Raw genomic sequence first — 26,887 nt, 5'->3', positions numbered from 1 at the left:
ACAGGGGTTGGCTATGAATATCTTCAGATATCGACGGAGCTGAACCGTCGGTCGCCGTCCGCGACCGTGAACCGGGCCAGGGTGCGGACCTCGTCCCGGACGCTGACCTTGTCGGAACCGCGGACCTCGATGATCATCCGGTCGGAGTCGAGATCGCAGATCCCGTAGCCGCAATGCAGGTCGGCCCAGGCCAGCAGCGGGTTCATGGTGCGCCGGATCTGCGCGCGTTCGTTGGCCTCCGGATCGAAGTCGAGCGCACTCGAGATGGACGGGCTGGTCACCTCGACCCCGATCGTCGGGCCTTCCGGATCGAGCGTGTCGCGCGGCACCGTGGAGGCGTAGCAACGGTGCACGTCGCCGCCGAGCGCAACGAAGTTGCGCACCCGGCCGGCGTCCAGGGCATCGCCGATCGCACCGAAGACGCGCTGCTGTGTGGCCTGGTAGCCGTCCCAGGTGCCGCCCGAGAACTGGGTCGGCTGGTCCGGGCCGGAGGCCGTGTTGAGCCGGGCCAGCAGCAGTTGCTGCGGAATCAGGTTCCAGCGCACCCGCTTGGCCCCGAGCCCGTCCAGCAGCCACTGCTCCTGCTCCGCCCCGAGCATGACCAGGTCGGGATCCCGCCGGCCGCCCTCGTCGGGCACGGTCCCGCCGACCATCGGATCGCGATACTGCCGGGTGTCCAGCACGTCGAGTTGGGCCATCGTTCCGTACCGCAGCCGGCGATACATCCGGGCGTCGGAGCCGCGCGGCTGCTGCGGTCGGCGCAGCGGCATGTTCTCCCAGAACGCCCGGTACGCGGCCGCGCGCCGATCGAGGTCGAGCGGGCTGGACTCGTAGTCGTTGGCCAGTTCATGATCATCCCAGGTGGAGATGAACGGCGTGTTCTGGCTGACCGCCAGCAGGTCGTCCTCGCTGCGGTAGAGGCCGTAGCGGAACCGGTAGTCGGCGAGGTCGGTCGCCGTGACCTCGGCCTCCGACGGGATGCCGCTGACCGGCCGGCCGCCGTTGATCTGGACGATGCCGTACTCGTAGATGAAGTCGCCGAGGAAGAGCATCGCGTCCAGGTCGGCACTGGCCGCGTCGCGCATCGCGTTGAAGTAGCCCGCCCGGTAGTTCTGGCAGGACGCGAAGCCGAAGCGCAGGGCCCGGGACTCGTTCGGTGCCGGTGCGGTCTGGGTGCTGGCGGGTTCGGAGACGTGGTCACCGATCCGGAAGCGGTACCAGTAGCGCCGGGACGGCTGCAGTCCGCCGGCCTCGACGTGCACCGCGTAGCTGTTCTCGGCGAAGGCGGTGACCGTCCCACTACGGGCGATCTTGGTGAATCTCTCGTCGGTGGCGACCTGCCAGTCCAGCCGGTAGCGGCCGGTGGCCGGCAGCCCGCCGGTGTAGTCGAACGGATCGGTGATCAGCCGCGTCCAGAGGACCACGGAGTCCGGCAGCGGGTCGCCGGAGGCCACGCCGGCCCGGAACGGATAGGAGTTGATCTTGGTGGTCGTCTCCGCCTGGGCCGGGTCGGGCCGGCGGAGCGCGAAGGCCAGGCCGGCGGCGCCGCCACCGGCGAGAGCAAGGAAGCGCCGGCGACTTTCGCTGTCGAGCCGGCGGAACGAGGTGCGGGCGGTGAACTTCGTTGATTCCCCCATGGCGGAGAAGGTAAGGCCAGCATGCACACGTTGGCAATGCGTGATGCGCATGGTGGACTGAACATATGCACAACACTCAATGGCACGCTGGGGAGTCGAGGGCCTACACTGGTAGTTAGCTAACTACTTGGAGGTGGCCATGAGCACCATGTCATCGCAGGAGTTCAACCGCAACCCCACCTCGGCCAAGCGTAAGGCCGACGAGGGGCCCGTGTACGTGACCGAGCACGGGAAGCCCGCGTATGTGGTGATCAGCATCGACGAGTACCGGAGGCTCAAGGGCGAACCCAAGTCGGACCTGGTCACGGCCCTCCAAATGGACGAGTATCACGATGTGGAGCTTCCCCCGGTGAAGATCGATATCAAGGGAGCCACGTTCTGATGTTCGTGCTCGACACGAATGTCATCTCCGAGATTAGGAAGAAGGACGACGCCGATCCCTCGGTAGTCCGATGGTTGAGCAACCAGGACGAGGAAGCCGTCTACACCACGGCGTTGACCATCTTCGAGATCAAGCTCGGGATCCTGAACATTCCCGGTCGGGATCGCCGCCAGACGGAGGCCTTTGAGCACTGGTTCCGCCAGGTCATGGAGAGGTTCCGGGATCGAGTGCTGCCTTTGGACGCACTGGCCGCTGCCGAAGCCGCCGGGGCACACAAGCGGACCAACATCGACATGAAGGACTGCATGATCGGCGCGATCGCCGATCATCACAAGATGACCGTCGTGACCCGGAACGAGAAGCACCTGTCCCGGGTCGCGCGTCGGGTGATCAATCCCTGGGAGTCGTAGCCCGGTCACCCGTGCTGATCGGGGTGCTCCCAGAAGTAGCATTCCGGGTCGTAGACCGCCGGGGTCGGGTGGATCCAGGTGTTGACGAAACCGCCGAGCGTCAGATTCTCCTTGCGCGGCACGTTGCGGAGGTCGTTCTTGATCACCGTGATCTGCGGATAGTTGGCCACGCAGCCCATGAAGAACGGTCCGTCGGAGACATGGATCTTGATCATCTCCCAGACCAGCTCGTGCCGCTTGAGCTCGTCCGGCTCGATCTTGCTGGCGTTGTAGAGATCCCAGATCTTCTGGATCGGTCCGTCAGGGTCGGGCTCCAGTCGCGGCGGGTGCCGCTGCCACGGGTCCAGGTCCAGTTCGGTGCCGGCGGTCTTGGTGCCGGTCTGCTGGTACCACTGACCCTCCAGCGGAGCCCACCGGGTCGGTTCGATCGGGACCATCCAGGTGGGGTTGACCAGCAGGTTCGGCCCGTCGCTCGCCTCCCAGTTGCTGCGCGACATCAGCTTGCCGGTCTTCCACTGATCGTCGAAGCTCTGCGGTGGGATCGGGTTGATCGTCATGTCCAGCCCGACCGCCTTCAGGTCGGTCACCAGCTGGTTGTCCTTGGTGGAGTGCTCGGGCGAGGAGTCGGCCTGGCTGTCGATCCGCAGCCGCAGCTTCTTGCCACCGGGCAGTTCCCGGAGCCCGTCGCCGTCGGAGTCCACCACCCCGAGCTCGTCCAGCAGCTGCTTGGCCCGCTCCGGATCGTGGACGACGTAGGAGTCGCGCCAGCCCGTGTAGGCCTGCCGGCCGGTGTCGTTGACCAGGTATTCGATCGCCTTCGGGCTGAGTGTGCCGGTGGTCGGTTCGCCGGTGTTGAAGTAGACCGACTTGCGGACCGCCTCGCGGTCGAACGCGTACGAGATCGCCTGCCGGAACTTCGGCGTGCGGATCAGTTCTCGAAGATCATCGTCGATGTAGTCGTAGTTGAAGAAGAAGATCGACCCGGTGCCGGAGCCGCTGTCCCAGAGGATGATCTCGGTGCCGGACTTGGCGGCGGCGTCCCTCAGGCCTTGGATGTCGTTCAGCGTGACGCGGTTGAACGGGCCGTGGCAGTAGTCGACGGATCCCTGCTGGAGCTGGAGTTTGCCGACTTGATCATCGGTGACGACACTGATCTGGATCTCGTCGATGTAGGGAAGTTGATCACCGTTCGGCATGACGGCCCAGTAGTACGGGTTGCGCTCCAGGACGACGCCCCGCGCATTGTCGAACGACTTGCACCGGTAGCCGGTCATGGTCGGGCACTCGGGGTTGCGGTGCCAGTCGGAGCGGGTCGCCATCAGCCCGCCGACCGCGTCCCAGTCGGCCGCGACACTCTTGTTGTACTTGGGATGGAACTGCTTGAGGTAGTGGCTCGGCATGGACCAGAAGGGCCCGACCCGTGGCCCGTTCACCCACATCGCGATCCGGTCGGGCGTCAGCGGTGCCGGGGTGTCGAAGCTGATCTTGAGCGTGGTCTCGTCCACGGCGGTGAAGGTGGCCAGCGTGCCCCGGCCCGAACGTGCTTCGTCCGGGGGAGTGACGGCCATCTTCTGTTCGAGGACGAACTCCTCCCACCAGAACATCACGTCGGCGGTGGTCCAGGGCTCGCCGTCGGACCACTTCAGTCCCTTGCGGAAATGGAAGGTCCACTCGGAGGCGTCGTCGTTGGACTCCCACGACTCGACCAGGCCCGGGCCGACATCCTGGCCGTCGTTGAGGTAACGCAGCAGCGAGTTGCCGTAGAAGAACTCGAAGTCGGAGACCGCGCCGGCCGCACCCGTGGTGGCGAAGACGTTCATGTTGAGCCGGCCGCCGTACTTTCCCGGAGTCACCCAGCGGTGCGGGATCACGTACGGCTGCTCGGGGAGTCGCTCCTGCACCGGCGGCAGGTCCTGGCCCTCCAGCGCCGGTGCTTGGCGGTACGAGTCCGGGGCGGGCAGCGGCTCGGTCACCGAACCCTGGGCTTCCGAGCGGGGCTGGTCGGAGCTTCCGGTGTTCGGGTCCCCGCCGGAACAGCCGCTCAGGGCGGCGGCGCCGGCGAACAGGGCGGAGCCGTAGAGGAGTCTGCGTCGAGAGATCGTCGGGTCGTACATCGGGGCCTCCAACGTCGTTGTCGTCCTCGGCGACGGAACGCGTTGCTCACCTCGTCCCCGACTTCCCCGAAGGTCGAGAACGAGCCTCCGCCTTGAGGCATCTAAGCGCTTAACCTACGGAACGCCGGAGCCCGATCACAGCCCTGGGGCCGCATCGTGAGATCGGGCTCGGAGCCGGCGTCCTGCGCCGCCGTCCCTCGTCAGAGGCGGGCGAAGGCGGTCTCGGCGACCTCCAGCGTCTCGGCGACGTGCTGCTCGGTGTGTTCGGTGGAGAGGAACCAGAGGCCGCGCGGCACGATGTTGATCCCGCCGGCCAGCAGCAGTTCGTGCAGCCGAGCCATCGCGGCCCGGTCGCAGGCGGCGAAGTCGCGGTAGTCGCGGACGGCCGGCCGGTCGGTGATGTAGGTCTGGAAGACCGGGCCGGGTCCGTCGACCAGGAGCGGCACGCCGTGCCGGCCGGCGATCTCGCGCAGGCCGTCCATCAGCGTGCGGCCCACGGACCGGAGCCGCGGGTAGAGCGTGTCGGCATGGTCGGCGAGATGGCCGAGGACGGCATCGGCCGCGGCCATGGCGACCGGATGCGAATTGAAGGTGCCGGCGTGGGCCACGGTGCCGTTGCTGATCGTGTCCATGACGGTACGGGTGCCGACCAGGGCCGAGACCTGCATGCCGCCGGCCAGCGCCTTGCCGAAGGTGGCCAGGTCGGGCGTCACGCCGATGAGTTCCTGGCCGCCGCCGGGAGCCACCCGGAAGCCGGTGATGATCTCGTCAAAGATCAACAACGCACCGTGCTCCGCGGTCAGCTCCCGGGCTCCCTCGACGAAATCGGGGTCCGGGGTGATGCAGCCGGTGTTGCAGAGGACCGGCTCCATGATCACCGCCGCCACCTCGGCACCGCGGGACGCGAAGGTCTCGGCGAGCACCTCGAGATCGTTGTACGGCAGCACGAGCAGGCCGTTCGCGCCTTCCGGTGGCAGGCCGGCGGTGCCGCCGACCGTGGCCGGATGGCGGGCGTCGCCGGCGGCGGCCAGATCCGGGTGCACGCTGTAGAGCACCGGATCCAGCCAGCCGTGGTAGTTGCCCTCGAACTTGACGATCAAGGAACGGCCGGTGTGCCCGCGGGCCAGCCGGATCGCGCCGTGCACGGCCTCGGAACCGACGCTGTTGAACCGCACCAGTTCGGCGCACGGGATCATCGCGCAGAGCCGTTCCGCGACCGACGCCTCGAGCTCGTGCTGCGCGGCGTACGCGACGCCGCGCTTCGCCTGGGCGGCGACGGCCTCGGCGACCAGCGGGGCGGCGTGGCCGAGCAGGTTCGGGCCCTGGCCGAGCACGTAGTCGAGGTAGCGCCGGCCGTCGACGTCCCACAGCTCGGCGCCGGCGGCGTGGTCGACGAACAGGGGGACGCCGGCGCTGCGCCGCGCGTCGCTGGACACGCCGCCGGCGATCACCCGGCGGGCGCGTTCGTACGCCGAGACCGATCGCTGGCCGGGCGAGGGCCGTTCCGGTGCGGGCGTGGCATTCATGATCACTCCAGTTTCTCGGTGAGCAGGCGGAACAGTTGCCGCGGCCGGCCGCCGCCCGCGGACGGTGCCGACGGCAGCGGCCAGGCGAGACCGGCCGCGACCAGATCCTTCAACATCCGGCGGCCGGTCCTCGGCGTCACCGACATGGCCGCGGCGACCGTCTCGACGTCGGCGATCACCGGTTGATCTTCGTCGGCACGTTCGACCAGCCGGTCCATGATCGCCCGCAGCCGGTCGTCCAGGCTCGACCCGTTGTCGGGGACGGACTCGTCCCGGGCGGTGTCGGACGAGCCCGGCGGCAGGTCGATCCGGTCGCCGCCGGAGTCCCGGTAGACGGCGTAGGTTCCCTTGCCGGCCAGGGATTCCTCGACCGCCCCCAGGGCGTTGGCCTCGGCGCTGCGCGCCGTCGGGCCGACGCCGACGCCGACCGCGACCGGTACGCCGAGCGAGGCGGTGATCATGGACATGAAGGGCGCCACCTGCAGCCGTTCGGTGAGCAGATCCAGACCCTCGTGGGTGGTGGTGACCAGGAAGAGCGTGTCCGACCGCCGGGTCACCGTGGCACCGGCCCGCCGGCCGTGGGTGAGCAGCCGCTGCTGGGCGGCGAGGGCCAGTTCCTGCTGCCAGTAGTCGGTGTCCTGGGCCGCCGAGCGGGGGGCGGTGATCAACCGGACCGCGATCATGGCGATCCGGTTCGCGCCGAGCCGGGTGCCCTGGCCGAGCAGGACCGCGGTCTCGATCGCGTCCCGGACCGTGGCCCGGGTGGGGGAGAGCCGCAGCACCGGGTGCCCGGCGGCACGCAGCTCTCGCTCGACCGAGAGGATCGTGGTCAGGGCCAGGCTTGCCTCGCCGGACTCGAGCGCCGCGGCGTGGAAGGAGGCGAACTGGCCGACCGACTCCGGCCCGGTGTAGGCCAGGCAGCGGACCCGGTCCGCGGACAGCCCGAGTTCCTCGTACGCCTCGGTGACGTCGGACCGGCGCAGCGAGTCGATGCTGAGCCGGGTCAGATCGACCGCGGGGTCGGCCAGCCGGGCCCGGAGCAGGGCGGAGTAGAGCGCCGAACCGCTCAGCGCCACGTGGGTGGCCGGGACCGTGAGCCAGCCGGTCCTCCGGATCCGGTCGTACAGCCAGGGACCCGGGAACACCGCAGCGTCGATCCGGTCGGCGATCCGCTCGATCGCGGACTCCTCGTCGGCGTCGTCGGTCGGCGCCGTGACGAACTTGAGCCGCTGCGGCGCGTACCGCTCGACCACCTGCTGGGCACAGGACTGCATCTCCCGCAGCAGCCGGCGCTGGCCCACCAGCCCGACCGTGACGTCGGGACCGTTCTGCGGCCGTTTCGGCTCTTCGCTCATGAGCATCCTCCCGATCCGGGTAGCGGACGCCAGCCGAACAGCCGGCGGGCCGAACCGCCCAGCACCGCGCGCTTGACGTCGTCCGGGGCCGGCAGGCCGAGGACGCGACCGAGCGAGAGCCGGTGGTCGATGAACGGGAAGTCGGAGCCGAACAGCACCCGGTCCGGTCCCAGCGCGGCGAGCAGGTCCATGATCAGCTCGCCGACCAGCTGGGATCCACAGAGCTCGAGGTGCAGCCCGGGGTGGCGCCCGGCGACCATGATCGACTCGTCGATGCCGGCCGGGGTGATGCCGGAGTGGCCGAGAATGATCTTGGCTCGCGGATGGGCCGAGGCCACCTCGTCGAAGGCCGCCGGAGCGTCCCAGGGCGAGCCCTGCGCGGTGTGCGAGAGGACCGGGCAGCCGGTGCGGTCGGCGAACTCCCACACGGCGGCGTAGCGCCGGCCGGTCACCGGATATGCATGCAGGCTGGGATGCAGCTTGATCCCCACGAACCGCCGGTCCGACTCGACCCGGGCCAGTTGATCATCCGGGTCCTGCCACGGGTTGATCACCGCGTAGCCCGCGAGCCGGTCCGGGTGCGCGTCGACCGCGGCCAGGGTCGCGTCGTTGCCGCGTTCGGCGTCCAGCTGGATGGCCAGGTTCGAGGACAGGACGGCGACCGAGGTGCCGACCCGGTCCATCACGGCGACCATGGTGCCGGCGTCGGGATCGGGGATGAAGAACCGCGAGTACGGGCCCAGGTGCGCGTGCGCATCCACCACGTCCACGGCTCGACGATCCCTGAGCCTGTCGAAGGGCAGGGCCCGATCCGGCTCGCCCTTCGACGAGCTCAGGGATCGTTGCGGAAACAGCCGTTCTGCATTCTCGCGGCCGATGGTGGTGATCGTGTCGTCGTCCAGTCCGGCACCGACCAACCGGAACACGGCCTCGGCCGGATCCCGCAGCCCGAGGCCGCTGCCGAAGATCATCCGATCGCCGAAACCGTTCTGGTACAGCCATTCCAGCGCCTGGTGGGTGGCCAGGTTGACCAGATCGAGCCGCAGCCCGGGGTGGCGGGCGAGCAGCGGCGCCGCGTACCGCAGCTCGCGATAGCCGGCCTGGCTGATCACGACGACCAACTCCGGGCGGCGGCTCAGCAGGGTGTCCACGGCGGCCCAGCCGGTCTCGTCCAGGTCGAGCCAGAGCGGCAGCCGCTGCCGTACCAGTGCGTCGTAGAAGCCGTCCAGCCCGGGATCGGTCAGCGTGAACCGGTGAGTGTCGGGGAACAGCCGGAACGCGGCCACGCCCTCGGCGACGGCCCGGTCGACCAGGGCTGCCGGGTCCGCCGACTCGCCCGGCGTCGCGGGCACGGCGGTCCAGCAGGCCAGCACGCCGTGGTCGGCGAGCTCGGCGGCGATCGCGGACGCCTCGGCGTTGCCGGTCAGCGGATCGTGCAGCCAGGACAGGTTGGAGCCGACCAGGGCGCCGGCGAGGCCGAACCGGGTCAGATGATCACGGATGGCGGCGGCGTCGCCGCGGCCGAACGGGCGCTCGGGATGCCGGCCGGACCGGACGTGTGCGTCGAACCAGCCGGTCTGCTCGGACCGGGCGCTCATCGGCTCAGCCCGTCGATGCGCCACCGTCCCGCCATCGGCAGGCCGATCATGATCACGTCGCCGTCCCGGTGCGGGTCGATCCCGATCCCGTTCAGCCGGAGTTCGGCCGCCGCTGCCAGCCCGGCGATCCGGAGGCCGGAGCGCCCGGTGCTGATCACATCGACGGTGATCCCGTCGGCCCCGGCGGTCAGTCCGATCGAGGCCAGCGTGCCGGCCCGCGGGTCCCGCTGCCGTACCGACAGTTCGGGCAGGTCGAGATCGGCACCGGCCCAGGCAGCCGCCCAGTGCAGCGCCCCCGAGGCGCCCCGACGGACCCAGCGGGTCTCCTCGATCGTGTCCACCACGTCGGCAGTCTGCACCACGACCCGGCCGAGCTCGTCGGCAGTGGCCGAAAGCTCAAGATCATCCGTGTCGCGTCCGGGTCGGAGCACGGTGGTGAAGGCCCCCGTCGAACGTTCCACCACGAGCCCGTACAGCGGTGCCGGGTCGGCGGTTCCGGTGGCCGGAGCGGGCCGCCGGGCGACACCCTCGGTGAACCGTACGGTCTCGTCCGGACTCGGCAGCACGGTGATCGCCAGTCCCGGCCCGCCCGGCGTTCCGGAACGGAAGCCCGTCCCGGACGCCGCCCACGGTTCCACCGCGTGCCAGTGGCAGCGGAACTGCCGCGGTGCCGTCTCCTCGGCCCGGTCCCGGACGACGATCACCGCCGGGTCGACGCCGGCCATGATCACGTCCCGGCGCTGAGATGTTCCGTAGCCGTGGTGTTCGGCGGACAACGCGAGCACCGGGCCGGCGGTCCAGGAGCCGAGCAGCCGCGCACCGCGGTCGTCGGCGAGATCCGTGTCGTCCACGGTGACCGTGTTGTGGCCGCGCCCGGCCTGGTACCAGGTCAGGTAGTCCGGCACGTCGTAGCTGGCCGGCCCGCCGGCCTCCCAGAGCAGCGGCCCGCCCCAGCCGTCCAGCACCAGATCCAGCACCGCGCGATGCGAGTGTGACTCCAGCTCGTGCTCGATGTGCGGCCCGACGTTGATCACAGCCCGAAGATCATCCGCCGCGCGGAGCACGGCGTAGCCGGAGTCCGGCAGCAGGTCGATCGCCGGGCCGGGCACCGGAACCGCTTCGGCGGCGGTGATCAACTCGGGGGCGTCGAGCAGCTCGCCGCCGCGCCGGAGCCAGTCGGCCGGCCAGACGATCCCGCTGTCCTGCAGGTGCGGCACCCAGCCGCCGGAACTGGTCAGCGTCACCAGCCAGTCGTGCATCGCCCGCACTCGGGGATGCCGGAGGATCGAGCCGTCGCCGTACTCCCGGTCGATCTTGGCCGCGAGCTGGACCGCGTCCAGGCACATCACGTGATAGCCGGGGGAGCGCTCGTAGTGGCCTCCGTCCGGATAGACGTCGAGCTCGAGGTGTTCCAGCAGCCGTTCCCGGCCGCGCCGGTCCCAGTCGGCGGCCTCGGTCAGGTCCGGCAGGACGGCGGCCAGCTGGATCAGCTGGGTGGCCGAGACCAGCTGCCAGTTGCCGTGCCGGAAACGATCATGCTCGTCGTACGCCCAGCGAGCCCCGCCGATCAATGCCGCCACCAGATCCCGCCAGGCCTGATCGGAGAGCGCCGCCGGGGTCAGCACCTCGAGTGCCGGGAGCAGGTTGCGGCAGCGGGCCCAGGTGCCGAGCGAGTACCAGATCACATCCAGGCCGGGCCATTCGCCGACCACCGCGTCCCGGGTCTCGGCCCAGCGGACCAGATGCCGGTCCACGGCGCGCAGCCGTTGTTGATCACCGCTGAGCAGCCAGGCCTGGATGCCCTCGGCGAGCCAGCCGAGATAGTGCCAGCCGTACCGCTGCGAGCGGCCCTGGTCGGCTCCCGTCACGTCAAGATGGTCGTCCAGCAGCCGGTCGGCCGCGGTGATGATCTTGGTGGCCTCGTCGCTGCCGCGGACCCGGTCGGCCCACTCGGACAACGGCCAGGCGACCGGGCGCAACCGTGTGCCGACCCAGGAACGCAGCGTCGCCACGTCGACGACACCGTCCGGCCGGCCGAACGCGGCGATCAGGTCGTCGTCGGTCAGCGTGGTGATCCTGGCGTCGATGTGGCGCGGCTTCTCCGGTCCCCGCACCGGCGCGGTGGTCATCGGCCCGCCTCCGCGGGCGGCGGTACGTCGACCGGCTGCCGGGTCCGCAGCGATTCGTGCGCGGCGGCCAGCACGGCGGTCACGTCCCGGCTGCTCTCGAGGCTGACCAGGGGTTCGGCGCCGGTCCGGCAACAATCGATCCAGTGCACGATCGCGTCCCGGTAGGCACCGGCCGGCACTCCGTGGACGACCCGCTGCAGCAGCGTCCGCGGGTACGTGAGCCCCTCCGGCCGGGAGACCACGAGGTTCTCGGCCTGCCGGTCCAGCTGGATCACGCCGCCGTCGGCGACGATCCCGATGTAGGAGTCGACCGGGGTGGGGAAGCTGGCCGGCGAGATCCAGGCCGACTCGAAGGTGGCGACCGTGCCGCGTGCGTACTCGGCGTGGATCTGGATCGCGTCCGGCGTGTCGATGCCGCGTGCGCGCAGCACACCCCAGCGCCCGGTCGCGTACACCCGGACCACCCGGTCCCGGATCAGCCAGGAGACCAGGTCGATGTCGTGGCTGGACAGGAACCAGGCCGACGTCGTGTGGCCGGCCCAGTTGATCATCTCGGTGGAGATGCTGATCGTGTCGTTCTTGCGGGCGTACGCCACCGCAGCGTCACCCATCGTACCGAGCTCGTCGTACGCCTGGGCGTAGGCGGGAACCCAACGGTGGTTGAACAGGCACATCCCGATCACGCCGGCCGAGCGGACGGCGGCGAGCGCCCGGTCCGCGTCCTCGACCGAGGTCGCGAACGGCTTCTCCACCAGCACATGGCGACCTGCCTCGGCGGCGGCCACCACCAGGTCGGCGTGCTGGTGATCGGGCGTCGTGATCACGACCGCGTCGACCTCGTCATCGGCGAGCAGCGCGTCCGGATGATCATGGACCCGCGGTCGGGGCGCACCGCGTCCGGCGATCTCATCGGCCAGCCGGTCCGCGCTGGCCCGGGTCCGGGACACGCAGGCGGTGATCGTGACGCCGGGCTCGCGCGACAGGGCGACGGCATTGCCGCGGCCCATGATCCCGGCGCCGATGATCCCGATCCGCAGCGGCTCGGCCCGCAGTGGCGCGGTCACCGGGGCTTGGCCAGTTCGGTGTTCCAGGACTTCTCGGCGTCGGCCAGAGCCTGGTCGGCGGACTTCTTCCCGGTCAGGAAGGCGACGATCTCGGTGTCGAAGATCAACCGCAACTGCTCGTCGTTGCCGGAGCCGAGCGACGCGTCGGCGCTGTTCGGGAACGTCTTGATCAAGGTCGCGATGGCGGCGTCGGCCGGCTCGGTGGCGTCGGTCGTCTTCGCTGTGAAGAACGGGTCCTCGAGCGCCTTCGACGCCGACGGGTAGATCGCGACCAGCTTGCAGAACGCGACCTGATTGGCCGCGGAGGTGACGAACTTCAGCCACTCGGCCGCGGCCGCCGGGTTGTCCGACTTGGCCGGGATGCCGAAGATCTGCTGGCCGGGCATCATGTACTTGCCCGAGGCGCCGGTCACCGGCGGGGTGACCGCGATCTTCTGGTAGACCTGCGGTGCGTTCTTCTGCACGTTGAGCAGGTTGGACGACACGGTGATCGGGGAGAACGCGATCAGCTGGTTCTCCAGGTTCTGCGGCAGGTTCCGTACGTCCGAACTGATCGCGCCCGGTGCGATGGCGCCGGACTCGTACAGCGGCTTGAAGGTGGCGATGAACTCGCGGGCCTCGTCGGTGTTGAACGCGGCGGTCTTCTTGTCCTCGCTGAGCAGTTGGATGTCGTTCTGCTGCAGGACGGCGCTGGTCGGGATCAGGTTGGTGGCCGACTTGCCGGTCGCCTTGTGGTACTCGGTGGCCAGCGTCAGCGCCTCGGTGAACGTCTTGGGCGGCTGCTCCGGATCGAAGCCGGTCGGCTCCAGCAACGCGGTGTTGTAGAAGCCGAGCGAGGTGCCGCCGTTGTACCAGGGGATCGCGATCTGCTGACCCTGGGCGTTCTTCAGCGGCTCGGTGAGGCCGGGCGCGTAGGCGGCCAGGTCCTCGGCACTGAAGAACTCGCCGAGATCACGCATCTGGCCGGCGAACAGCCCGGTGGTGGCCGACGTGAAGTTGACCGCGTCCGGCACCTTGCCGGAGGCGATCGCCGCGAGCAGTTTGGTGGTGATGTCCTGGCCCGGCACGTCGACCCAGTTGATCTTCACCTCGCCGTGCTCGGAGGTGTAGCTGTTGATCATGCCGTTCAGGTAGTCGGCGTAGTTCTTCTGCAGGTTGATCGTCCACCACTCGACGTCACCCGCGAACTTGTCGCCGGCCGGAGCCTGCGGACCGGTGGCCGGGTTCCCGGACAGGCAGCCCGCCGCGCCCAACAGGGGCAGCAGGGCAGCGGCCGCGGAGAAGCGGCGGCGGGAGATGGCGGTGGGCGCGGACATGGCGTCCCTCCTGGTTGTGAGTGATGTCCTCAAGATAGGTTACGGACACAGTGTTGAACCGAGCCCGTAGCGAAGTCAAGGCCGAATGTGTATTTACCTGCACGACTCTTGACACCGGGCGACCGGGCTACCTAGCGTTTCGGTCATTCCTGAACCATATGTTTCGGGCACGTAACAAAGATCGGGAGAGTGCGCATGGCATTGACCGCGGCAGGGCTGGCCCGGCGCAGTGGCGGACCTGGTCGGGTGGTCGGCCAGCGATGGTGGACGCCCTACCTGTTCCTGGCGGTCGGGCTGGTGCTCTACGCGGCGATGTTCGCCTGGCCGGCAGTGATCGCGATCCAGCTGGCGTTCTCCCGCTACACGATCATCAACCCGATCGCGTTCGTCGGCCTGCAGAACTTCCAGGCGATGGGTGCCGATCCGCGGTTCTGGCACGCGCTGGGCAACTCGCTGCTGTTCCTGATCATGTTCCTGCCGCTCTCGGTGGTGGTTCCGCTGTTGCTGGCGCTGCTGGTGAACATCCCGCTGCGGGGGATCCAGGCGTTCCGGATGGCCTACTACCTGCCGGTGATCACGTCGATGGTGGCGGTCGCCGTCGGCTGGCGGTACGTGTTCAACCGGGAGGGCGTGGTCAACTGGCTGCTCAGCCTGGTCGGGCTGGGGCCGATCGACTTCCTGCTGGACACCGCCTGGGCGCTGCCGACCGTGGTGCTGCTGGAGGCCTGGAAGAGCGCCGGGCTGTTCATGATGATCTACCTGGCCGGGCTGCAGGCGGTGCCGCGGGAGCTGATCGAGGCGGCCCGGGTGGACGGGGCCTCGGCGGTCCGCCGGCTGTGGCACGTGATCATCCCGGGCCTGCTGCCGACCTTCGCGGTCACCCTGACCCTGAGCATGCTGGAGGGGATGCGGGCATTCGAGTCGGTCTACGTGCTCACCCGCGGCGGACCGCTCGACTCGACCCTGACTCTCGGGTACTACATCTGGTCCAAGGCCTTCCAGGACTACGACATGGGGTACGCGAGCGCGATGGGCCTGATTCTCTGGGCCATCATGATCATTCTGGCCATGGCCAATCTGCTGATGACCCGTCGGCGGGACCGATGAGCGCCGCGGGCGGACGCGCCCCGAGCCTGTCGAAGAGGCGGGCCAGGAGTACCGGCTTCCACGTGCGCCGGGTGCTGCTGTACGTCCTGCTGCTCGCACTGGCCGCGGTCTTCATCGGGCCGTTCCTGATCCTGCTCTCGGCGGCCACCAAGCCGGCCACCCAGGACGTGTTCTCGTTCCCGCCGGACCTGCTGCCGCGGCCGCCGGTGGCCGACTACTTCGTCGAGGCGTGGACGACGATCCCGTACGGGCAGTTCCTGATCAACTCCGTGATCTACGTGGTGATCATCGTGCCGGTCTACCTGGTGGTGAGCGCCCTGGTGGCGTACCCGCTGGCCCGGATCGACTTCCGGGGCCGGGGATTCTTCTTCCTGCTCTTCCTGTCGATCATGTTCCTGCCCGGTGAGCTGATGCTGATCCCGCGGTTCCTGGTGATGAGCCAGCTGCAGCTCACCGACAGCTACACCGCGGTGATCCTGCCGGCGATCCTGTCCTCGCTGGGCATCTTCCTGCTCCGGCAGACGTTCCTGCAGATCCCGGACGAAGTGATCGAGGCGGCCCGGGTGGACGGTGCGAACGAGTTCATGATCTTCGCCCGGATCGCTGTCCCGATCGCCGCGCCGACCATGGCCGTGCTCGCGATCCTCGGCTTCATCTCGGTCTGGAACAGCTTCATCTGGCCGCTGGTGGTGCTGACCAGCCAGTCCAAGTTCCCGATCGCGCTCGGCATCGCGTACCTGACCGGCGTCAGCGGCACCGACGTGCGCGGGCTCGCGGCCGGAACGGTGATCTCCCTGGTGCCGGTGATCATCGTCTTCCTGATCTTGCAACGGCACATCCTGGCCAGCATGAGTGGCGCGGTCAAAGGCTGACCGGCGTCCTGAGCCCGTCGCAGGGCATGGAGGAGAAGAGAATGATCACACATGGTGGACCGACGTTCGGCCGCCGGACCGCACTGGCCGGCGCGGCGGGGATCGCCGCCGCGCTGACCCTGCCGGCGGCCCGGGCCGGCGCGGCCGGGGGCTACGACCTGCCGCCGGCGTTCACGGAGGCACAACAGGCCTACCTCGCCATCGGCTTCGAGCACAACGAGGCCGGCGGCTATGCCTGGGGCGAGTCGTACTTCCTGCTCGGCCTGGTCCGGATGTACCAGGCGTACGGCGAGACCAGCTACCTGGACACGTTGGTGGACCGGCTCGATCACCTGATCGCGACCACCGACCAGGGCCGCGGTGTGACCGACTACCTCGGCCGGTCCGGTCCGGTCTGGCGGACGGCCGGCAACTACACGGCGGCGCACGGAGTGATCACCGACGCCGCCGGAACGCCCGCGATCCAGGTCCGGTGGGCCGGCACCCGCGGGGCGGAGTCGACGGCGGTGATCACCGAGTCGACGGGCGGCACCTTCACGCTCACCCTGCGCAATCCCGCCACCGCGACGGTGATCACCCGGACCGGACTGTCCCTCGACCCGGCGGCGGCGAACTACGCCGTATCGGTGATCAACGCCGCCTACACCACCGGCCTGCGCTGGACCGCGGTCGACCTGCGCGACCAACCCGGCCCGGCCGACCCGCCGCCCGCGGGCACCATCGCGTTCGCCTCGCAGTACTACGTGTTCGCCGTGCACACCGGCATGGTGGCCTACCCGCTGGCCCTGTTCGCCCGGGTCGTCGCGAAGACGAAGGGACTGCAGAAGAAGTACGGCGCCGCGGGGAAGCGGGCTGCCGCAGCCGCCGCGGCCGCGATCGCCTTCCACGACGACGAGTTCGTGATCAACGACGCCGGCCTCGGCGACTACGTCTGGCCGCGCAACGCTCCGATCCCGTTCGACGGCCTGATCCAGCCGTACAACCAGAGCCACGGCCCCGGCCAGGCGATGGTCGAGCTCTACCGGGTCACCGGCGACCCGGGCTACCGGGACCGGGTCGCGGCCATGATCAACAGCTACGCCCACGGTGTCCGGACCGATGCCGACGGCGCGTACGTCTGGAACTACTGGCCGGTGCACAGCGAGCTCTACTCGGGCTACACCAAGGCCGACGACCTGTCCAGCTACACCCCGGCCTACTCGGCGGTGCGCTCGATCGAGGACATCAGCCACGCGGCGATCACCATCGAGTTCCTGGAAGCCGCCGAACGAGCCGGGATCCGGCATCCTGATCTTGATCTCACCGCGATCGCCCGGACCTTCGTGAAGAACGTGATCAGGTCCGCCACCGAGGTCTGGTTCCGGGTTGACGGGACCGCCGACGCGGTGCCCGGCAACGCCGTCCAGGCGGCCCGCTGGATGCCGTACGCCCGCTATGACCAGGAGATCTACGCGCAGTGCCTGCGCGTCTACGACGCCGTGCAGCTCGTGCCCAACCAGGGCTCCCACGCCCTGGGGATCGGCTACCTCAACTGGGCCCGCAAGGGAGGTTGGGCTCGCGCCTGAGCGGAGGTGCCGCGTCGGAGGCGGCGCAGGTTGAAGCCCTCGCCGCCTCCGACGGTGCGGATGTTCATGCCGCTCTCCTGGACGGCGGTGTGGTGGAATCCGCACACAGGATCAGGTTGGACCAGGGGACCGCGTGGTAAGTGCCGGTCACGCCAGCATCCGGGAACTGACGGATCCGGTCGCGGATCAACAGCGCCCCGACGCTGGCCTCTGGAGACCGGGCGTCGGGTCCGTCCACGGAGGCTTCGGGCCGGCGACGAGGGCAGCTCTCCGGAACCAGGCGTTCAGGCCGAGGGTCCCGCGGGCGGTTCCGGGGGAGGGAGCCCGAACGACGCGTTCAGGATCGCGATCATGGTCAGTAGAGCCTTGCTCGCGACGGCCGGCCGCCGGTGGGTGATGATCAGCACGAGCGGGTACGTCCACGCGACAGCAACCCATCGTCCGCAGACCTTCCTCGGCCCCGACGCCGCATCGCCGGCCTTCGTAAAGCCGGGAAGCGGGAAACGTTCCGTCGGCTCGGGGAGTGCCGTACCGTACGTGTCGATCTGAGATCTGGAGCCGTACGGCGTGACCGGAGGAGTCGATGCTGGGATGACCGCGGAACGATCACTGCCCACGCAGGACGAGGTGCTCGGCTATTTCGACACGCTGTCGAACTGGGGGCGCTGGGGCGACGACGACGAGATCGGCACCTTGAACCACATCACCGATGAGGTCCGGCTGGCCGGGGCGCGGGCGGTCCGGCACGGCCGGGCCGTGTCCTGCGGCTGGGAGATCACGGTGCCGGCGGAGATGGAGCGGGCGACGAACTCATGCCCGTGCGCCGTCGAGATGCCGGGCGCCGAGCACATGCCGCCCGCCTTCCATCAGGACCGCCGGTGGGGCTTCTCGAACGAGCGGCTCGGCATCCTGTTCCACGGCAACACGATCACGCACGTCGACTCGCCCTGCCACCTCTACTGGGACGGCCGGATGTACAACGGGCGCTCGCACGAACTGGTCAGCGCCGACACGGGATCGGGCTGGGCGGCGGTCACGGCGGCGCCGAACGGCATGGTCACTCGGGGTGTGCTGCTGGACGTCGCGGCCGCGCGCGGGGTGGACTGGCTGGAGCCGGGGGAGGGCGTGTTTCCCGAGGATCTCGAGGAGGCCGAGCGCCGCCAGGGGGTACGGGTGCGCACCGGCGACGCGCTGCTCCTGCGCACCGGCTACGGCCGGGTCCGGCACGAGGTCGGCGACACCGGCGGCATGACCCAGGCCGGCTGGCACGCGGCCTGTCTGCCCTGGCTGCAGGAACGCGAGGTGGCGCTGATCGGCGCCGACACCCCGCAGGACGTGCAGCCGTCGGGCTACGACGCGGTGTTGATGCCCGTCCATGCGGTGAGCCTGGTGGCGATGGGCCTGTGGCTGCTGGACAACTGCGACCTGGAGGAGTGCGCCAGGACGGCGACCGAGCTGGGCCAATGGGACTTCCAGCTTGCCGTCGCGCCGGTCCGCTACGCCGGGACCTCCGGCAGCCCGGTCAACCCGATCGCCACCTTCTGACGGCCGGTCGTCGTCAGAGCGTGACGTCCCAGTGCAGCATCATCGCCAGGACGAAGTAGAGCGAGTTGATCAAGGACAGCGTGATCACGGTGGACGCCACCCGACGGACGGTGCGTTCCGCCAGCCCCGACTCCCGCAGGTAGCCGATCGCCGCGACGGCCAGGCAGATCCCGAACGCGAGGAACCAGGGCTGGTAGAACGCGATCTCCCAGGCGAGCTCGGCCGCCGAGCCGCGCGGGTCGTCGGCCCGGATCGACGCCACGCCGACCCCGGCCGCTTCCAGCGCCTTGGCGAACCCGCCGCCCGCGCCGTGCCCGATCGCGATCACCGCGGCGATCATGGTCGGCACCGCGCAGCAGGTGATCATGAACCACCGCGGCAGGCTGCGGCCGGCCAGCACCGGTGACCAGTCCGGTACGGTGCGCAGGCTCGGCTGGGTCAGGACGAGACAGGCCGCGGCGCCGACCAGGATGAGCAGCCCGGCGGTGTAGCTGGCCCAGGCCAGGCCGGGCGGCGGCGAGTCCGGCAGCCCGATGGTGCCGCCGGCGGCCTGGTAGAACCGGACGAAGATCGCGTAGCCGGCGCCGAGGACGAAGCCGAGCAGGCCGGCGATCCGGTAACGGCGGACCGGCAGCAGAGTGCGGGTACTGATCATGATCACAGTGCACCGCTCGAAGCCGGGCGGCCGCCTCCGCTGTCCGGGTGAACTCGGGTCGGTGAGATGACCCGCACGGGGGAGCCGGGAGTTCCGGGTACGTCCTCCCGCCGGGCTCAGGTCGTCCGGAGCCGGAGCTGATCACGGAGCTCGACGCGGGAGGCGATGCCGAGCTTCGTGTACACGTGCCGAAGGTGGTACTCCACGGTCTTCGGGCTGAGGAACAGAGCCGCGGCCGCCTCCCGGGTGGTTCGGCCGTCGGCCAGCAGCAGGGCGATCTGCAGCTCACGCGCGGTCAGTTCCAGCACCGGCCCCAGGCTGCGGCGGTGGGCGGTGACGCCGGTCGCGTTGAGCTCGGTCAACGCGGCCTCGGCCCAGACCGCCGCGCCGAGCCGCTCGAAGGTCGTCAGCGCGAGGCGGAGTTGTTCCCGCGCGGCCACTCGGCGCCGGTTCCTCCGCAACAGCTGCCCGACGACGAGCCGGGTGCGGGCCTCCTCGAACCGATCCAGGGTCCGGCCGTGCAGTGCCAGGGCCCGGGCCAGCAGAGCGGTCAGCTCGGTCGGCTCGGCGAGCAGGGCGCGGACCCGGACGGCCCGGGCCTGCGACCAGGGCTGACCCTTCCGCTCCACCGCGGCCAGATAGCCCGGCGCGAGGGAACGGGCCTCCGCGGTCCGGCCGCTCCGGGTCAGGCCCTCGACCAGCTCCGGTACCGGCGACAGGTCGACGTCCAGCACGCCACGCTCCCGGAGCCAGCCTTCGAGGTCGCGGAACGCGGCGACCGCGGCTTCGGTACGGCCGAGTGACAGCTCGAGCTCGGCAGCGGCGAACCGGGACCAGGCCGTCGCCATGTGCAGGTCATGGGTCTCGGCCAGGCGGAGGGCCTCCGCGCGGTGGCCCTCGCTCTCCTCGATCCTGCCGAGCCGGGCCGTCAGCCAGCCGAGGCCGGCCAGGGCGGCTCCGAGCTCGGTGTCCTGGCCGAGCTCGCGGGCCAGCGCGACCGCCTCCCCGTAGCCCGCCTCCGCCCTGGTCCAGCGGTCGGTGGTCGCGTCATCCCGGGCCAGGTGCCAGAGCAGGTGGGGCAGGGCTCCGATCGCGGACGCCCGGCGCCGCTGCTCCACGGCCTGCGCGACCAGCTCCCGACCGCCGTCGCTCTCCCGCAGGAACAGCGGCCCGAGCACCTCCCAGGCCAGCCGGGCGTCGTCCGCTCCGTCGAGGACGGCGAGCCGGTCGACGCCCTCCCTGACCATGGCGGCCCCGGGCTCGCCGGCGACGATCCGCGCCATCCCGACGGCCATCGACGCCACCGCCGCCGCCCGGTCGCCGTCGGTCCCGTCGCGACCTCCGCGGTCCTGCTCGGCCAGCAGCTGTTCGAGCCGGTCCGCCGCGGCACGGGCGCCGCCGATGTCGAGCAGCATGAACGACAGATCCACGGTGTCGGCATAGAGCACCAGCGCATCGTTCGGCGCTTGATCACGAACCGCGTCGGCGGCTCCGAACAGCAGATCGCGAGCCTGGCGCAGGGAGCCGCCACGGGCGCTCGCCAGGCCGGACAGGCCGAGGGCTCGTGCTCGTACCGGCGCCGACGGGTCGTACTGGACCGCCCGCTCGGCCAGCTCGACGGTCAGCCGGTCGTCGCCGGCGAACCAGGCCGCCTCGGCCGCCTGCAGGAACCGTTCGGCCCGGTCCGCGTCCCGCGGCGACAGCCGGGCGGCCCGGGCCAGGGCCCCCGCGGCGACGGCGTACGCGCCCCGATCGGCGGCCCGGCGGCCGACGGCGGCCAACCCCGCCGCCACCGGTTCGGCCGTGCCCAGTGTGGCGGCGCTCAGCTGCCAGGCCCGGCGGTCCAGGTCGCCGGTCGGCAACGCATCCGCGACCAGCCGGTGCGCCCGCCGGCGTTCGGCGCCGGTGGCCGCGGCATAGACGGCCGACCGCATCAGCGAGTGCCGGAACGCGATCCCGGCCTCGGTCACCCGGACCAGCCCGGCCGCCTCCGCCCGCTCCAGCGCGCCGAGGTCCAGGCCCGCGCCGGAGCAGACCCGGGCCACCACGGTCACGTCACCGTCGGCCACGGCGGCCAGCAGCAGGACCGCCCGGTCGTCCGGTGTCAGTTCGGACAGCCGGCGGCCGAACGTCTCGGCGACAACTGCCGGCACCGGCAGCGGGATCCCGTCCGGCTGGTCGTCGGCCCAGGCCGGGTCGCGGGCCAGTTCCCGGATCGCCAGCGGGTTCCCGCCCGCGAGCCGCAGCACGCGATCGCGGCGCGTCGCGGTCAACGGTGCCGGGGCGGTCGCCTCGGCCAGCTCCGCCGCGGCGGGGTCGTCCAGCCCGGACAGCTGCAGCCGCGGCACGGCACCCGCCGACCACGGTGGTGCGTCGGCGGTCCGGCTCGCCACGAGGACGAAGACCGGGTCGGCGAGCAGCCGGCGCCCGGTGAAGGCGATCGCCTCCGCCGAGGCCCGGTCGACCCAGTGGCCGTCGTCGACGACGAGGCCGACCGGTCCGGCTTCGGCGGCCTGGGTCACCAGGGTGAGTACGCCGGCGCAGACCGCGAACCGGTCCACGGTGCCGCCGTGGCGCAGCGACAGGGCGATGCCGAGGGCCTCGGCCTGCGGTTCCGGCAACCGGTCGATCCGGTCGAGCAGCGGGCGCAACAACGCGGCCAGCCCGGCGAAGGGCAGATCCTGCTCGGTCTCGCTGCCGGTCACCCGCAGCAGCCGGAAGGCGGCGGCGCGGTCGCTCGCGTACTCGAGCAGTCGGGTCTTGCCGATGCCGGCCTCGCCGGTGATCAGCAGGGCTCCGCCGCGGCTCACCGCAGCGTCGGAGAGCAGCGCGTCGACGGCGCGTCGTTCGGCCCCCCGACCTATCAGCATGGACTTCGAGTCTAGGGATCGCCGCGGCTTCGCGGAGCAAGATCGTCATTCCTAGGTGGCCGCCCTGATGCGAGCGGGTGAGGTCGCGGCCGACGCTCGATCCGGGCCCGGACCGGCCGGACCCGCGATCGACAGGAGAAATGATCATGACCGCTACCGCAGCCCGAGCCGCCCTGGACGAGGAGAAGCTGATGGGCTTCGTCTTCCGCGCGGTCGACGAGGTCGGTGCGACGCTGAACTGTGCGCTCGTCGTCATGGGTGATCGTCTCGGCTACTACCGGGCCCTCGCCGAGCACGGTCCGCTGGACGCTCCCGAGCTGGCCCGGATCACCGGCACCGGCGAGAAGTACGCCCGGGAGTGGCTGAACGCCCAGGCCGCCGGCGGGTTCGTCGGCTACGACCCCGCGGCGGGCCGCTACACGCTGCCGCCGGAGCACGCGGTCGCCCTGACCGACGCATCGTCGCCGGTGTTCCTGCCCGGCATGTTCCAGATCGCCTTCGGGACCGTACGAGATGCCGACCGCATCTTCGAGTTGGCCCGGGACGGCGACGGGCTCGGCTGGGGTGATCACAACACCGATGTCCACGACGGGTGCGAGCGCTTCTTCCGGCCCGGCTATGCCGCGAACCTCGTCGCCGCCTGGCTGCCCGCCCTGGACGGCGTGATCGCGAAGCTCGAGGCCGGCGCGAAGGTCGCCGATCTCGGCTGCGGCCACGGTTCCTCCACGATCTTGATGGCGCAGGCCTTCCCGCACTCGTCCTTCGTCGGCTTCGATGCCCACGCCGGCTCGATCGAGACCGCACGCCGACGCGCCGAGCAGGCCGGTGTCGCGGACCGGATCACGTTCCTGGTCGAGCCGGCCACCGGCTTCTCCGGCACCGGCTACGACCTGGTGACCACTTTCGACGCGCTGCACGACATGGGTGACCCGGTCGGCGCCGCGCGGCGGGTTGCCGATGCGCTCGCCACGGACGGGACCTGGATGGTCGTCGAGCCGGCGGCGGGGGATCGGGTCGAGGACAACCTCAACCCGGTCGGCCGGGCCTACTACGGATTCTCGACGCTGCTCTGCACACCGGCCTCGCTGGCGCAGGAGGTCGGGCTGGCGATCGGCACCCAGGCCGGCCCGGCCAAGATCAACGACATCGTGGCGGCAGCCGGTTTCGGGAGATTTCGGATCGCCGCGCAGACGCCGTTCAACAACGTGCTGGAGATCCGACGATGAGTCGTACTGTGTCCGAGAGGGGACTTGAACCCCTACGCCCTATAACGGGCACTAGCACCTCAAGCTAGCGCGTCTACCAATTCCGCCACCCGGACCAGGCTGGTGTGAACAGCGCCTGAACTATAGCAACCGAGAGCCCCGGAACGACAATTCGTGGTCCGGGTGAGCCAGGCCTACCTTTCTGGAATGGTTCAAGAAAACCGGTTACGGTGCTGACCATGACCGATTCGACCGTGCCGAAGGACGTCGCCGACCACGATGAACCGCACGGTCAGGGGCTCCAGCAGAAGCTCAACTGGCTCCGCGCAGGCGTCCTGGGAGCCAACGACGGCATCGTCTCGACGGCTGCGCTGGTCGTCGGCGTGGCCGGTGCGACGACGGACCGCGGCGCGATCGCGATCGCCGGCCTGGCGGGGCTGATCGCGGGCGCGCTGTCGATGGCCGCCGGCGAGTACGTCTCCGTCAGCACCCAGCGCGACACCGAGCGGGCCTTGATCGCCAAGGAGCGCGACGAGCTGCGGACCATGCCGGAACAGGAGCTCGAGGAGCTGACCCAGCTCTACCGGGACAAGGGCCTGTCGCCGGACCTGGCCCGTCAGGTCGCGGTCGAGCTCACCGAGAAGGACGCGCTCAAGGCCCACCTTGACGTCGAGCTCAACCTGGACGCCGACGACGTGGCCAACCCGTGGACGGCCGCGATCGCCTCGGCGATCTCGTTCAGCGTCGGCGCCCTGCTGCCGCTGCTGGCGATCTTGCTGTCGCCGGAGGCGGTCCGCGTCCCGATCACCTTCGGGGCGGTCGTCGTCGCGCTCGGCCTGACCGGCGTGATCAGTTCCCGGCTCGGCGGCGCGGCGACCTCGCGGGCGGTGATCAGGAACGTCCTCGGCGGCGTGCTGGCCATGATCATCACGTACGTCGTCGGACGGCTCGTCGGCGGCGCCTGAGCCCACCGCAGGGCCGAGTGGCAGGATGGCGGCCATGGACCACCGACCGGATGCCGAGGTCGTCGAGATCTGCCGCGACCTGATCAGGATCGACACCACCAACTTCGGCCCCCAACCGGGGCCGGGGGAGCGGGAGGCCGCGGAGCACGTCGCCGGCCTGCTCGACGAGGTCGGCATCTCCTCCCAGATCTACGAGGCCGGGCCGAAACGTGCCTCGCTGATCGCGGACTGGGCACCGGAGGGCGTCGACACCTCGGCGACGCCGCTGCTGATCCACGGGCATCTCGATGTGGTGCCGGCGAACGCCGACGACTGGACCCATCATCCGTTCGCCGGTGAGATCGCGGACGGCTGTGTCTGGGGCCGCGGGGCGGTCGACATGAAGGACTTCGACGCCATGGTGCTCAGCGTCATCCGGGCCCGCGCCCGGGCCGGCGTGGCTCCGCGACGGCCGGTCAAGCTTGTCTTCACCGCCGACGAGGAGGCCGGCAGCCACTACGGCGCGCACTGGCTGGTCGATCATCACCGGGACCAGCTGGACGGCTGCACGGAGGCCATCGGCGAGGTCGGTGGCTTCTCGCTCACCGTACGCGATGATCTTCGGCTCTACCTGATCCAGACCGCCGAGAAGGGCATCGCCTGGCTGCGCCTGATCGCTGACGGTACGGCCGGCCACGGCTCGATGCGCAACGACGACAACGCGGTCACCGAACTGGCCGCCGCGGTGGCCCGGATCGGTGCCTATGAGTGGCCGCACAAGATCACCGAGGCGCAGCGGGCGTTCCTCGACGCGGTCTCCGAGGCACTCGAGGTGGAGCTCGATCCGGACCGGGCTCAGGAGACGCTGGCCAAGCTGGGCAGCATCTCCCGGATGATCGGCGCGACGATGTCGAACACCACCAACCCGACCATGCTCACCGCCGGCTACAAGCACAACGTGATCCCGGGCCGGGCCGAGGCCGCGATCGACGGGCGGTTCGTGCCGGGCGGCCGGGAGGAGTTCCTGGCGACGATCAAGGAACTCGTCGGCGACAAGATCACGATCGAGACGGACACCCTGCAGCCGTCGGTGGAGACCGAGTTCTCCGGGGCACTGGTGGCGGCGATGCAGCAGAGTCTGTCCGCCGAGGACCCGGGCGCCCGCGCGGTGCCGTACCTGATGAGCGGGGGGACCGACGCCAAGGCCTGGGACCGGATCGGGATCCGCTGCTTCGGCTTCGCGCCGCTCCGGCTGCCCGCGGACCTCGACTTCGTCGGCATGTTCCACGGGGTCGACGAGCGGGTCCCGACGGACGCGCTGGAATTCGGCGCCCGGGTGTTGGACCGGTTCCTGGCCAGCGCCTGAACAATCCGAATACTCTGGTGGTTGATGAGTAAACGTCAGGTGGAGTACCAGGTCCAGCGGGTCCGGCTGGATCGCACGGTCTCCAAGAATGCCGTACGGAAGCTCCTCACCGACCACGCCGAGTACGGCGGCTGGGAGTTGACCCGGCTGCGCCGCTACTGGGACGGCAGCCGCGAGATCTGGATCCGCCGCAAGATCATCCCGGCCGTCCCGACCCTGGAGCTCTAGAAGGGTCCTAGCCCGTCGCGACCCGCTCGTCGGCGCGAGCGGCCATCGGACCGCCCGACACGTCGTCCAGGGCCGAGGCGATCTGGGCCGGCAGTTCCTGGTCCTCGACCGCCAGCGCCGGCATCAGCTGTCCGGAGGTACGGGCTCCGAGCAGCGGCGCGGTCACGCCGGGGGAGTCGCGGACCCAGAGCAGCGCCACCTGCAGCGGAGTCAGCCCGAGCCCGTCCGCGGCCCGCGCGACCGCCTCGACGACGGCCCGCGACCGCTGCTCCAGGTAGGGCTCGACGAACCACGAGAAATGATCACTGGCCGCGCGCGAGCCGCGCGGGGTGCTGTTGCGGTACTGCCCGGTCAGCACGCCGCGGCCGAGCGGCGACCAGGGGAAGAACCCGATCCCGAGCGAACGGACCGCCGGCAGCACCTCCACCTCGGCCCGCCGGGCCAGCAGCGAATACTCCACCTGCGCGCTGGCGATCGGCGTCCGGCCCGGCATCGCCCGCTGCCAGGTGGCCGCCTGCGCGGTCTGCCAGCCGACGAAGTTGGACACCCCGACATAGCGCGCCTTGCCCTGGGCGACTGCCAGGTCCAGTGCCGACAAGGACTCCTCCAGCGGCGCGTCGCCCCAGGTGTGCAGCTGCCACAGGTCGACGTAGTCGGTGCCGAGCCGGCGCAGCGATCCTTCAAGATCACGCAGCAGGGCGCCGCGGGACGTGTCGACCACCCGTTGCCCGGACCTGATCGCGAAGCCGGCCTTGGTGGCGATGATCACGTCGTCGCGCGGCACCACGTCGCCGAGCAGCCGGCCGATCAGTCGTTCGGTCTCTCCGGAGCCGTACGCGGCGGCGGTGTCGAGCAGGTTGCCGCCCGCCTCGCAGTACGTCTGCAGCAGCGACCTGGCCTGCTCGGCCGTCGTATCGCGTCCCCAGGTCAGCGTTCCGAGACCCAGTCGCGACACCCGCAGTCCGGTGCTGCCGACCTGGCGCGTTTCCATAGCGCGCC

The 26,887-nt window shown here is 70.3% G+C and carries 21 protein-coding genes and 1 tRNA gene; 10 read left to right on the top strand and 12 right to left on the bottom strand.

Annotated features, from left to right (window positions below):
* Positions 1–23: 23 nt before the first annotated feature.
* Positions 24–1,637 (bottom strand): alkaline phosphatase D family protein, encoded by a 1,614-nt coding sequence (locus AC6CCG_RS27860; RefSeq protein WP_496658026.1) that lies wholly within the window; start codon positions 1,635–1,637, stop codon positions 24–26.
* 139 nt (positions 1,638–1,776) lie between these two features.
* Here AC6CCG_RS27860 and AC6CCG_RS27855 point away from each other — a divergent pair, with 139 nt between their 5' ends.
* Both AC6CCG_RS27855 and AC6CCG_RS27850 read left to right on the top strand, forming a co-directional pair.
* Positions 1,777–2,019 (top strand): type II toxin-antitoxin system Phd/YefM family antitoxin, encoded by a 243-nt coding sequence (locus AC6CCG_RS27855; RefSeq protein ID WP_496658025.1) that lies wholly within the window; start codon positions 1,777–1,779, stop codon positions 2,017–2,019.
* On the top strand, positions 2,019–2,429 hold the full coding sequence (locus tag AC6CCG_RS27850; protein ID WP_496658024.1) for a type II toxin-antitoxin system VapC family toxin: 411 nt from the start codon (positions 2,019–2,021) through the stop codon (positions 2,427–2,429). The genes AC6CCG_RS27855 and AC6CCG_RS27850 overlap by 1 nt, the downstream gene beginning before the upstream one ends.
* 5 nt (positions 2,430–2,434) lie before the next feature.
* Here AC6CCG_RS27850 and AC6CCG_RS27845 read toward each other — a convergent pair whose 3' ends face one another.
* From AC6CCG_RS27845 to AC6CCG_RS27815, 7 genes are all read right to left on the bottom strand, one after another.
* Positions 2,435–4,543 carry an ABC transporter substrate-binding protein gene (locus AC6CCG_RS27845; RefSeq protein WP_496658023.1) on the bottom strand — a complete coding sequence of 703 codons (2,109 nt, stop codon included), beginning with the start codon at positions 4,541–4,543 and terminating at the stop codon, positions 2,435–2,437.
* 200 nt (positions 4,544–4,743) lie between these two features.
* Complete coding sequence (locus AC6CCG_RS27840) at positions 4,744–6,069, bottom strand: aspartate aminotransferase family protein (protein ID WP_496658022.1); 1,326 nt, start codon at positions 6,067–6,069, stop codon at positions 4,744–4,746.
* A gap of 2 nt (positions 6,070–6,071) precedes the next feature.
* Positions 6,072–7,424, bottom strand: a complete 1,353-nt coding sequence (locus AC6CCG_RS27835; protein ID WP_496658021.1) for a hypothetical protein — start codon at positions 7,422–7,424, stop codon at positions 6,072–6,074.
* Positions 7,421–9,022, bottom strand: a complete 1,602-nt coding sequence (locus AC6CCG_RS27830; RefSeq protein WP_496658020.1) for an amidohydrolase family protein — start codon at positions 9,020–9,022, stop codon at positions 7,421–7,423. Before AC6CCG_RS27830 ends, AC6CCG_RS27835 begins: the two co-directional genes overlap by 4 nt.
* Positions 9,019–11,151: a heparinase II/III domain-containing protein gene (locus AC6CCG_RS27825; protein WP_496658019.1), complete on the bottom strand. Its 2,133-nt coding sequence runs from the start codon at positions 11,149–11,151 to the stop codon at positions 9,019–9,021. Before AC6CCG_RS27825 ends, AC6CCG_RS27830 begins: the two co-directional genes overlap by 4 nt.
* Positions 11,148–12,215, bottom strand: a complete 1,068-nt coding sequence (locus AC6CCG_RS27820) for a Gfo/Idh/MocA family protein (RefSeq protein WP_496658018.1) — start codon at positions 12,213–12,215, stop codon at positions 11,148–11,150. Before AC6CCG_RS27820 ends, AC6CCG_RS27825 begins: the two co-directional genes overlap by 4 nt.
* The gene (locus AC6CCG_RS27815; protein WP_496658017.1) at positions 12,212–13,531 is read right to left on the bottom strand and encodes an ABC transporter substrate-binding protein; all 1,320 of its coding nucleotides are present in this window, start codon (positions 13,529–13,531) and stop codon (positions 12,212–12,214) included. Before AC6CCG_RS27815 ends, AC6CCG_RS27820 begins: the two co-directional genes overlap by 4 nt.
* 195 nt (positions 13,532–13,726) lie before the next feature.
* Between AC6CCG_RS27815 and AC6CCG_RS27810 the strand changes: the two genes are divergently transcribed.
* The 4 genes from AC6CCG_RS27810 (at position 13,727) to AC6CCG_RS27795 (ending at position 18,620) form a co-directional block, all read left to right on the top strand.
* Positions 13,727–14,638, top strand: coding sequence for a carbohydrate ABC transporter permease (locus AC6CCG_RS27810; protein WP_496658016.1), 912 nt, complete (start codon positions 13,727–13,729; stop codon positions 14,636–14,638).
* 62 nt (positions 14,639–14,700) lie between these two features.
* Positions 14,701–15,510, top strand: a complete 810-nt coding sequence (locus AC6CCG_RS27805; RefSeq protein ID WP_496658015.1) for a carbohydrate ABC transporter permease — start codon at positions 14,701–14,703, stop codon at positions 15,508–15,510.
* Between the two features lie 41 nt (positions 15,511–15,551).
* Positions 15,552–17,075 (top strand): hypothetical protein, encoded by a 1,524-nt coding sequence (locus tag AC6CCG_RS27800; protein ID WP_496658014.1) that lies wholly within the window; start codon positions 15,552–15,554, stop codon positions 17,073–17,075.
* A 591-nt stretch (positions 17,076–17,666) separates the two neighbouring features.
* On the top strand, positions 17,667–18,620 hold the full coding sequence (locus tag AC6CCG_RS27795; RefSeq protein ID WP_496658013.1) for a cyclase family protein: 954 nt from the start codon (positions 17,667–17,669) through the stop codon (positions 18,618–18,620).
* Between the two features lie 13 nt (positions 18,621–18,633).
* On the opposite strand, the gene AC6CCG_RS27790 is transcribed toward AC6CCG_RS27795, so the two are convergent.
* Both AC6CCG_RS27790 and AC6CCG_RS27785 read right to left on the bottom strand, forming a co-directional pair.
* Complete coding sequence (locus tag AC6CCG_RS27790; RefSeq protein WP_496658012.1) at positions 18,634–19,275, bottom strand: hypothetical protein; 642 nt, start codon at positions 19,273–19,275, stop codon at positions 18,634–18,636.
* Between the two features lie 116 nt (positions 19,276–19,391).
* Positions 19,392–22,145 (bottom strand): ATP-binding protein, encoded by a 2,754-nt coding sequence (locus tag AC6CCG_RS27785; protein ID WP_496658011.1) that lies wholly within the window; start codon positions 22,143–22,145, stop codon positions 19,392–19,394.
* Between the two features lie 146 nt (positions 22,146–22,291).
* Here AC6CCG_RS27785 and AC6CCG_RS27780 point away from each other — a divergent pair, with 146 nt between their 5' ends.
* A complete protein-coding gene (locus tag AC6CCG_RS27780) occupies positions 22,292–23,371 on the top strand; it encodes a class I SAM-dependent methyltransferase (RefSeq protein ID WP_496658010.1) in 1,080 nt (359 codons plus the stop codon).
* Positions 23,372–23,380: 9 nt separating this feature from the next.
* Here AC6CCG_RS27780 and AC6CCG_RS27775 read toward each other — a convergent pair.
* A tRNA-Leu gene (locus AC6CCG_RS27775) sits at positions 23,381–23,466 on the bottom strand.
* Positions 23,467–23,589: 123 nt separating this feature from the next.
* On the opposite strand from AC6CCG_RS27775, the gene AC6CCG_RS27770 reads away from it, so the two are divergent.
* The 3 genes from AC6CCG_RS27770 to AC6CCG_RS27760 are packed head-to-tail and all read left to right on the top strand — an operon-like array spanning position 23,590 to position 25,888.
* Positions 23,590–24,315: a VIT1/CCC1 transporter family protein gene (locus AC6CCG_RS27770; protein WP_496658009.1), complete on the top strand. Its 726-nt coding sequence runs from the start codon at positions 23,590–23,592 to the stop codon at positions 24,313–24,315.
* 34 nt (positions 24,316–24,349) lie between these two features.
* Complete coding sequence (locus AC6CCG_RS27765; protein WP_496658008.1) at positions 24,350–25,660, top strand: M20/M25/M40 family metallo-hydrolase; 1,311 nt, start codon at positions 24,350–24,352, stop codon at positions 25,658–25,660.
* Between the two features lie 24 nt (positions 25,661–25,684).
* On the top strand, positions 25,685–25,888 hold the full coding sequence (locus tag AC6CCG_RS27760) for a DUF5703 family protein (protein ID WP_496658007.1): 204 nt from the start codon (positions 25,685–25,687) through the stop codon (positions 25,886–25,888).
* A gap of 7 nt (positions 25,889–25,895) precedes the next feature.
* Here the strand turns inward: AC6CCG_RS27760 and AC6CCG_RS27755 are convergent, their stop codons facing one another.
* Entirely contained in the window at positions 25,896–26,879 is a 984-nt protein-coding gene (locus tag AC6CCG_RS27755) for an aldo/keto reductase (RefSeq protein ID WP_496658006.1), read from the bottom strand.
* Positions 26,880–26,887 lie beyond the last annotated feature (8 nt).

Source organism: Microlunatus sp. YIM B11417 (genome assembly GCF_059617205.1).
The sequence above is the reverse complement of the archived record's forward strand: the minus strand, read 5'-3'. Positions and strand labels throughout refer to the sequence as shown.